General features: G+C 69.4%; 6 protein-coding genes and 1 pseudogene. 5 read left to right on the forward strand and 2 right to left on the reverse strand.

Annotated elements, in window-relative coordinates:
• From CSW58_RS04400 to CSW58_RS04420, 5 genes and pseudogenes are all read left to right on the forward strand, one after another.
• Window positions 1-234 (forward strand): annotated as a pseudogene (locus CSW58_RS04400) (pyridoxal-5'-phosphate-dependent protein); the annotation flags it as partial.
• A gap of 21 nt (window positions 235-255) precedes the next feature.
• A complete protein-coding gene (locus CSW58_RS04405; RefSeq protein ID WP_099446460.1) occupies window positions 256-1,452 on the forward strand; it encodes an alanine racemase in 1,197 nt (398 codons plus the stop codon).
• A 117-nt stretch (window positions 1,453-1,569) separates the two neighbouring features.
• Window positions 1,570-3,222, forward strand: coding sequence for a M28 family metallopeptidase (locus tag CSW58_RS04410; RefSeq protein ID WP_201721570.1), 1,653 nt, complete (start codon window positions 1,570-1,572; stop codon window positions 3,220-3,222).
• A 218-nt stretch (window positions 3,223-3,440) separates the two neighbouring features.
• Window positions 3,441-4,829, forward strand: coding sequence for an L-serine ammonia-lyase (locus CSW58_RS04415; RefSeq protein ID WP_099446461.1), 1,389 nt, complete (start codon window positions 3,441-3,443; stop codon window positions 4,827-4,829).
• Between the two features lie 79 nt (window positions 4,830-4,908).
• The gene (locus CSW58_RS04420; RefSeq protein WP_099446462.1) at window positions 4,909-5,793 is read left to right on the forward strand and encodes a S9 family peptidase; all 885 of its coding nucleotides are present in this window, start codon (window positions 4,909-4,911) and stop codon (window positions 5,791-5,793) included.
• Window positions 5,794-5,827: 34 nt separating this feature from the next.
• Here CSW58_RS04420 and CSW58_RS04425 read toward each other — a convergent pair whose 3' ends face one another.
• Complete coding sequence (locus CSW58_RS04425; protein ID WP_099446463.1) at window positions 5,828-6,883, reverse strand: DUF2855 family protein; 1,056 nt, start codon at window positions 6,881-6,883, stop codon at window positions 5,828-5,830.
• A 93-nt stretch (window positions 6,884-6,976) separates the two neighbouring features.
• Window positions 6,977-8,308 carry a carotenoid oxygenase family protein gene (locus CSW58_RS04430; protein WP_236627646.1) on the reverse strand — a complete coding sequence of 444 codons (1,332 nt, stop codon included), beginning with the start codon at window positions 8,306-8,308 and terminating at the stop codon, window positions 6,977-6,979.
• Window positions 8,309-8,413 lie beyond the last annotated feature (105 nt).

The raw sequence follows: 8,413 nt of genomic DNA on the forward strand, positions 1-8,413 counted from the left end.
ACGGGGATTGTCGCCGTGACCGACGCCGAGGTGGCCGAGGCCATGCGCTACGCCTTCTCGATGCTCAAACTGGTGGTCGAGCCCGGCGGCTGCGTGGCCCTGGCCGCCGCCCTGGCCGGCAAGATCGACGTGCGCGACAAGACCTCGGCCGTCGTGCTGTCGGGCGGAAATGTCGATCCGGCCTTGTATGCCCGGGTGTTGGCGGGCGAAATCTTAGCGACAGCCGCGGGATGACGGCGAGGGGATCGCAGAACCATGACATTTCCAGGCGCGGAAGCCTTGCCCCAGACCCCTCTCCTGGTCGTCGACCGCGCGGCCCTGACCCGAAATCTCGACCGGATGCAGGCGCTCTGCGACGCCGCCGGCGTGCGACTCCGGGCCCATGGCAAGATGCACAAGTGCGTCGCCCTGGGCCGCCTTCAGGTCGAACGCGGCGCCGTGGGCCTGTGCGCCCAAACGGTAGGCGAGGCCGAGGCCTTCGCGGCCGGCGGCATAGCCGACATCCTGGTCACCGCCCCGCCGCCGCCGTGGGGCGCCGCGCGGCTGGCCGCCCTGGCCAAGTCCGGCGCCCGGATCGGGGTGACCGCCGACGACGCCGGCCAGATCGACCGCCTGTCCGACGCCGCCGTCGCGGCCGGGACGACCCTGGACCTGGTCGTCGACCTCGACCTGGGCACTCACCGCACCGGCGCCTATCCGGCCGACGCCCTGGCCCTGGCCCGCGCCGCCGATGCCGCGCCGGGCCTGCGCTTCGCCGGTCTCCAGGCCTATCTGGGCCACCTTCAGCACCTGTCTGACCTAGACCTGCGGCGCAGCGCCGACGAGGCGGCCTTCGCCGTGCTCCAGGCCCTGGTCGCCGAGCTGACCGCCGCCGGCCTGCCGCCCGGGGTCATCACCGGCGGCGGCACCGGCACCCACGCCTTCGACCTGGCCTCCGGCGTGTTCACCGAACTGCAGGCCGGCTCCTACCTGTTGATGGACGTCGAGTACGAGGATTGCGGCCCGCCCGGCGGCGGCGCCTGGCCGTTCGAGGCGGCGCTGATGGTGGCCACCACCGTGGTCTCGGCCCGCCACAAGAGCCACGTCGTCGTCGACGCCGGCTTCAAGGGCATGTCGATGGACGGACCGCCGGCCCAGGTGATGGCCGGCGCGGCGCCGGGATCGCTCTGGCGGCCGATGGGCGACGAGCACGGCATGATCGCCCATCCGGCCCTGATCGACGTGCTCAAGGCCGGCGGTCGCGAGCCCCTGGGCTTCGACCGGGCCGTCAGCGCCGCCGACGCCGATCCGGCGCGGGCCTTTCCGCCCGACGCGCCCAAGGTCGGCGACATCGTCTGGCTGCGGCCCGGCCACTGCGATCCGACCATCAATCTCTATGACGCCCTTCACGTCTGGGACGGCGAAAGGCTGGAACGCTGGGCGGTGGATGCGCGGCGGGTCAGTCCGGCCTGAGGTCCGCGGGCCCCGGCGCGGGTCAGGCCATGATCGAACCGACAGGCGCTTCCCCTCGCCGATGACCCCGGCTACGGTCCGGGCTAACGAACAAAATTGCTCCAAAGAGAGACAATGATGAAACGCCTGCTGCTCGCCACCGCCCTGCTGTGCGCCCCCATGCTGGCTCACGCGACTGACGCGCCGAAGATCGACCCCGCCAGGCTGGCCGAGCACATCAAGATCTTGTCGTCCGACGCCTTCGAGGGCCGGGCCCCGGCCACGGCCGGCGAGGAAAAGACGCTCGCCTACATCATTGCCCAGATGCAGGCCGCGGGCCTGGAGCCCGGCGGCGATCTGAAGGATGGCAAGCGCGCCTGGACCCAGGACGTGCCGCTGGGCAAGTTCGAGATCAAGGGCCCGGTCAGCGCCCATATGATGGTCGGCGACAGCCACATCACCCTGAACCAGGGCGAGCAGATCTCGATCCGGGCGGCCATGACCAATGTCGATTCGGTCGCGATCCAGAACGCCCCGATCGTCTTCGCCGGCTATGGCGTCAAGGCCCCGGAGCGGAGCTGGGACGACTTCAAGGGCCTGGACGTCAAGGGCAAGATCGTCGTCGTGCTGATCAACGACCCGGACTTTGAAACGGGCTCCGGCGACTTCGGCGGCAAGGCCATGACCTATTACGGCCGCTGGACCTACAAGTTCGAGGAGGCCGCACGTCTGGGCGCCGCCGGCCTGCTGATCGTCCATGAAACCGCGCCCGCCTCCTATGGCTGGGCGACGGTCAAGAATTCCAACACCAACACGATGTTCGACATCGTCCGCAAGGAGCCGGCAAAGTCGCATCCGGCCCTGGAAGGCTGGATCCAGCGCGACACCGCCGTGGAGCTGTTCAAGGCGGCCGGCCTGGATTTCGACGCCCTGAAAAAACAGGCCCAGAGCCGCGACTTCAAGCCGGTGGAATTGAAGGGCGCGACTTTCTCGGCCGCCTATGCGGTCGATCACCAGGTCATCGTGTCCAAGAACGTGGTCGGCAGGCTGACCGGGGCCAAGCGTCCCGACGAGACGGTGGTCTTCAGCGGCCACTGGGACCATCTGGGCGTCGGCCTGCCCGACGCCAAGGGCGACACCATCTATAACGGCGCCGTCGACAACGCGACCGGCATCGCCGCCATGATCGAGATGGGCCGGCTTTTCGCCAAGGGCCCGCGCCCCGACCGCTCGCTGATCTTCCTGGCGGTGACCGCCGAGGAAAAGGGCCTGCTGGGCTCGGAATACTATGCCGCCAACCCGGTCTATCCGCTGGCCAAGACCGTGGGCGTGCTCAACACCGACGCCCTGGATCCGGCCGGCCCGGCCAAGGACTTCACCATCTCGGGCAGCGCCAAGCTGGGCCTGCTGGACGATCTGATCGCCCACGGCAAGAAGGTCGGCCGCACCTATACGCCCGACCCCGCCACCGAGGCCGGCTACTTCTATCGCTCGGACCACTTCCCCTTCGCCAAGCGCGGCGTGCCGGCCATCTCGTTCGGCTCGGGCGAGGACCTGGTCGAGGGCGGCGTCGCGGCCGGCAAGGCCTTCGCCGACGCCTATCGGACCAATGCCTACCACCAGCCCGCCGACCAGTGGAACGACAACTGGCGGCTGGACGGCATGGCCGCCGACATCAGCCTGATCCAGGGCCTGGGCCTGGACCTGGCCAATTCCACCCGCTGGCCCGAATGGGGCGAGGGCTCGGAATTCAAGGCCGTCCGCGACGCGACCATGGCGCAGCGGAAGTAGATGATGTGCTGGGCGGCTCGATCTCTCGGACCGCCCCCACTTCCGCACTCCCCGGCGAAGGCCGGGGCCCAGATCGAGCCCACCCGCGCCTGTCGAACGGCTGAGGTCTTCGGCGCGATCACTCAAGTCGCTCAGGCTGAATCTGGGCCCCGGCCTTCGCCGGGGAGAGCGGGTTTGGGGGGTCAGGGCGCTCCTGAAAAAGTCTTGAAGCTCAAACCATGACAGCCTCGGTCTTCGACCTCTTCAAGCTCGGCGTTGGTCCGTCCAGCAGCCACACCATGGGGCCGATGAGCGCCGCCGTGCTGTTCGTCGAGCGACTGCGCGGCTCAGGCGAGCTGGCCCGGGTCGTCCGGGTCGAGACCCGGCTCTACGCCTCCCTGGCCCTGACCGGTCGCGGCCACGCCACCGACCGGGCGGTGATGCTGGGCCTGATGGGCTTCGTGCCCGCCGAACTCGACCCCGACGCCGGCGAGGCGGCCCTGGCCCAGGCCCGGGCCAACCAGTGGATCAGCCTGGGGGGCGAGGTCGGGATCGGCTTCGACGAGGGGCGTGACATCGTCTGGGCCGGCCATGAGCGCCTGCCCCAGCATCCCAACGCCCTGACCTTCACCGCCTTCGACGCGACCGGCGCGGTCCGGGCCGAGCGGACCTATTTCTCGATCGGCGGCGGCTTCGTGCGCGACGAGGCCGAGATGGGCCGCAACGTCCCGCCCGAAGAGGGGCCCGAAGTCCCCTTCCCCTTCGAGTCCGGCGCCGATCTGCTGGAGCGCGCCCAGGCCGCGGGCCTGACCATCGCCGGGGTGATGGCGGCCAATGAGGCGGCCCGGATGTCGGAGGACGAGGTCTGCGCCGGCCTCGCCCGGATCTTCCACGCCATGGAGGCCTGTATCGACCGGGGCATGCGCGAGGATGGAATCCTGCCCGGCGGCCTGTCGGTCAAGCGCCGGGCCCGCCAGATCCACCAGACCATCCAGAGCCGGATGGAGAAGCAAATCAGCGACCCGCTGGCGGCAATGGACTTCGTCAATCTGTGGGCCATGGCGGTCAATGAGGAGAACGCGGCCGGCGGCCGGGTGGTCACCGCCCCGACCAATGGCGCGGCCGGCCTGATCCCCGCGGTGCTGCGCTTCTACCACCGCTTCCACAACGGCAATGCCGAGGGGGTGCGGACCTTCCTGCTGACCGCGGCCGCCATCGGCGCCCTCTACAAGCGCAACGCCTCGATCAGCGGGGCCGAGGTCGGCTGCCAGGGCGAGGTCGGCGTGGCCTGCTCGATGGCCGCCGCCGGGCTGGCGGCCGCGCTCGGCGCGACCAACGCCCAGATCGAGAACGCCGCCGAGATCGGCATGGAGCATAATCTGGGCCTGACCTGCGACCCGATCGGCGGGCTGGTGCAGATCCCCTGTATCGAACGCAACGCCATGGGGGCCATCAAGGCCATAGACGCCGCCCGCCTGGCCCTGTTGGGCGACGGCCAGCACAGCGTCTCGCTCGACAAGGTGATCGCCACCATGAAGCGCACCGGCGAGGACATGAGCGAGATCTACAAGGAAACCTCCCTGGGCGGTCTGGCCGTCGGCCTGTCGGTCAACCGGGTGGAGTGCTGAAGTCCCGACGCCTGGAGCGTTGACGTGGGACCGTCGGCCGGGCCTAGCTGGGAGCCAACTCCCGTCGGATTCCTTGTTCATGCGCCTCCTCGGCCTCGCCGCAGCCCTGTCCCTGATCGCCGCCGCCCCGGCCCTCGCCGCGCCCCAGACCTTCAGCGACCTGCTGGCCAAGCCGCGCGGCGCGGCGACCGCCCATATCGCCTATGGCGCCGAGCCGGAGCAGTTCGGCGACCTGTGGCTGCCGGAGGGACCGGGCCAGCACCCGGTCGTGGTCTTGATCCACGGCGGCTGCTGGCTGGCCGAATATCCCAGCGTCGAGCTGATGGCCTATATGGCCAAGGACCTGCAGGGGCGCGGCTATGCGGTGTGGAACCTGGCCTATCGCCGGCTGGGCGAGCCGGGCGGCGGCTATCCGGGCACCTACAATGACGTCGCCGCCGGCCTGGACCGGCTACGCGAGTTGGCGCCCGAGCACCATCTGGACCTCAAGCGGGTGGTGGTGGCCGGGCACTCGGCCGGCGGACATCTGACGACCTGGGCGGCGGGCCGCGCCCGGCTGCCCAAGGCCAGCCCGCTGCGAGTCGCCAAGCCGCTGAAGATCCGCGGCGCGGTCAGCCTGGCCGGAATCAATGACCTGGCCGCCTATCGCGCCACCGGCCCTGACGCCTGCGGCGGTCCCGGCACCATCGACCGCCTGACGGCCGGCGCCGCCCTGCCCGACTATGCCGACACCTCGCCGCCCGCCTTCCTGCCGATCAAGGTTCCGCTGGCGGTGATCTCGGGCCAGATGGACCCGATCGTGCCGCCGGCCTTCGGCGTCGATTTCGCGGCCCGGGCCAAGGCGGCGGGCGACAGGGTCGAGGAAATCACCATTCCCGAGGCCGGCCATTTCGAGTTGATCGACCCGGCCTCTGCGGCCTGGCCGCAGGTGCTGGCGGTGATCGACGCGATGGCGGGGCGGTAAGGATCGCCGCGCTCCCCGGCGACGGCCTAGGCGCCTAGGGCCGCACGATGCACCCGGTCTCGGGGCCGGCCCGACCTTCCAGCACCGCCAGATAGGTCGCCGCCATCGCATCCTGGCCCTGGGCGGTCTCGACCTTCAGCCACCGCGCCGCGTCGGCGACGAAGGCGCTCCAGGCCGCGCCGTAATTGGCCTCGAAGCCGCCGGGGCCCCAGTCCTCCTGGCGCTTCTTGACCCGGTCGGGGGCGAAGAACAGGATCGGCTTGGGTCCTGGCAGATGGCCCGCGCCGCGCTCAGCTTCCCAATGGGTGCCGCCGACCAAGCAGGAGTAGGCCAGGTCGTCGCCGAACCGGCCATGCACGGCGGCCAGCACCCCCGCATCGCCGGCGAAGTCGACGAACACCGCCGGCGTGGCGATCGGCGCCGCCGCGAAGGCCTCATAGGTGACGACCTGGTCGTAGAAGCCCAGGGCCTCGACGAAGGCGACATTGCGCGCCGAGGTCAGACCCACAACCTTGGCCCCGCCGCGCTGCTTGAGCAGGAAGGCCAGGCCGATCGCGGTCTTGGACGAGGCGCTGGACAGCACGATCGACCGCGCCCCGAACATCGCGTTCTCGTCGAGGAAATCGTCGATCAGGAAGCCGGTGATGAACAGCGGCTGCAGCAGGGCCCGCAGCGCCTCAGCCCCGTCGTCGCTCGAAACTGCCGTGTACTGATTATAGACCGCCGCCAGATGCTGGCGATGCGGCGCGGAGTCGGCGAATCCGCCCCGGGTCTTGCGCGGCAGAACGGTGAGGTGGCTGGACATCGGATAATAGCCATAGAACCGCTGCCCGACCGCGATGTCCGGATGGTTGGACGCCTCGACCGTCGCGAAACCCCAGACCGGCACCCGGCCGAAACCCTCGGCCGCCGGAAAGAAGTCCCAGTAGCGCATGGCCTCGCCGAACACGGCATAGGTGATGTTGTTGGCGGTCAGGGCGAAGCTGTCGATCGCCAGCCTCACCTCGCCCTCGGCCAGGGGCGGCAGGGTCGCGGGCTGGACTTGCGTCTGCCGCAGATCGGTCTTGGCGACCAGAAAATCCCAGGCCATGGCGGCGCTCCCTTGAGTGTTGGGGGAAGGTAACAGGCGATGGCGCGAACAAGTCAAACACTTGTTCGCGCCCCGCCCGCCGGAAGACCGGCGCTAGGCGTTCACCCAGTTCCCGTGGAAGCCGAACGGCGCCCGTCTCGGCAGTTTGGCGCTCGCCACCGGCCCCGCCGCCACGTCCTGGGCGTTCAGCACCACCAGTTCGCTGAAGTTCAGTTGTCCGCGATAGACCACCGCCGTCAGCCACCCCTCGCCTTCCGGCGCGTCCGGCGAGGCGGGGGTGAACACCGCCTCGGAGATCGCGTCGCCCGCCGGCACGGTCCAGTCGGTCCGCTGGCCGGTCTCAAGGTCGATATGGGCGATGATGTTGGCGCGGAAGTCGCCGGGCTTGAGGCTTTGACCGACGAACCAGCCGTGGCGATAGGGCAGGCCCGACAGCCGCTCGTCGAAACGCGGGAACTCGCCGGCGAGATCGTCGAGCGGCGTCTCGGTCACCGTCCCGGTCGTCAGGTCGATCGTCCAGCGCACCAGATAGGCCGCCGCGTTCTCGCCCCGCGTCCCGTCGGCGTTGGGGAACAGCGGCGCGGAGGCGTAACGCATCACGTCGACGATGATCGTCTCGCCCTCGTCATAGGCGTTCATGACGTGGAAGACATAGCCCTTGGGGGCCTCGATCCAGCGGAGGCTGGCCACGCCCTGATCACGGCGCATCACCGCCAGCTGGCCGCCCTTTTCCGGCTCCCAGGCGAAGGCCGGCTTGCCGGCCATGGCCCGCTGCAGGCTGCCGGTCAGGGGCAGGACCGGGATCACCACATGGTCGCGGGTGACCGCGAAATCGTGGATCATCGAGCAATAGGGGGCTTCGAAGGTCTCACGCTTCAGAAGCTTTCCGGTCGCGTCGGCCACGCCCCAGCTGACCTTGCTCGAGAGCGGCATGGGGTCGTCGGCATAGGCGAAGAACACCATCTCCCCCGTCAAGGGGCAGGTCTTGGGGTGGGCGGTGACCTTGCCGCCCAGATCGAAGCTGCCGATCGAGTCGAGCTCGGGTCCCGAGATCTGGAAGGGCGCGTGGGCTTCTTCCAGCGCCAGCAGCCGTCCGGCATGCTGGACGATATTGGTGTTGGCCACGCCGCTCTCGGCGCCCATCACCGACGGATCGGTGGTCATGGGATTGCCCCAGCTGCCAAACAGGGCCTGGCCCGCGTCGTGCTCGAGCCTCCACTTGTTGGTGCGGACCCAGCGATTGCGATAGGTGACCTTGCCCTGGCCGAGGGTGAAGGCGTGCAGCATGCCGTCGCCGACGAACCAGTGATAATTGGCGTCGCGCGGCTCGAACTGCGGGTTGGGGCCATTGCGATACAGCGTGCCCGACAGGCCGGCGGGCAGCTTGCCCTCCACCGGCAGCTCAAAGTCGTCTTCGCTGCGCAAGGGCGCGAAATTGCCGCTCAGAAAAGGATTGATGCGAACCTCGCCCGTCCATGGCCGTTCCTCACCTGGCGCCTGTCGAAAGGCTTATTGTTTACGTCGTAAATT

It is taken from the genome of Caulobacter sp. B11 (genome assembly GCF_002737765.1).
Taxonomy (GTDB): Bacteria; Pseudomonadota; Alphaproteobacteria; order Caulobacterales; family Caulobacteraceae; genus Caulobacter.

Bases quoted from the DNA above. Each gene is read 5' to 3' on its own strand.
- CSW58_RS04405 (WP_099446460.1), top strand. From the start codon at position 256: ATGACATTTCCAGGCGCGGAAGCCTTGCCCCAGACCCCTCTCCTGGTC.
- CSW58_RS04410 (WP_201721570.1), top strand. From the start codon at position 1,570: ATGAAACGCCTGCTGCTCGCCACCGCCCTGCTGTGCGCCCCCATGCTG.
- CSW58_RS04415 (WP_099446461.1), top strand. From the start codon at position 3,441: ATGACAGCCTCGGTCTTCGACCTCTTCAAGCTCGGCGTTGGTCCGTCC.
- CSW58_RS04420 (WP_099446462.1), top strand. From the start codon at position 4,909: ATGCGCCTCCTCGGCCTCGCCGCAGCCCTGTCCCTGATCGCCGCCGCC.
- CSW58_RS04425 (WP_099446463.1), bottom strand. From the start codon at position 6,883: ATGGCCTGGGATTTTCTGGTCGCCAAGACCGATCTGCGGCAGACGCAA.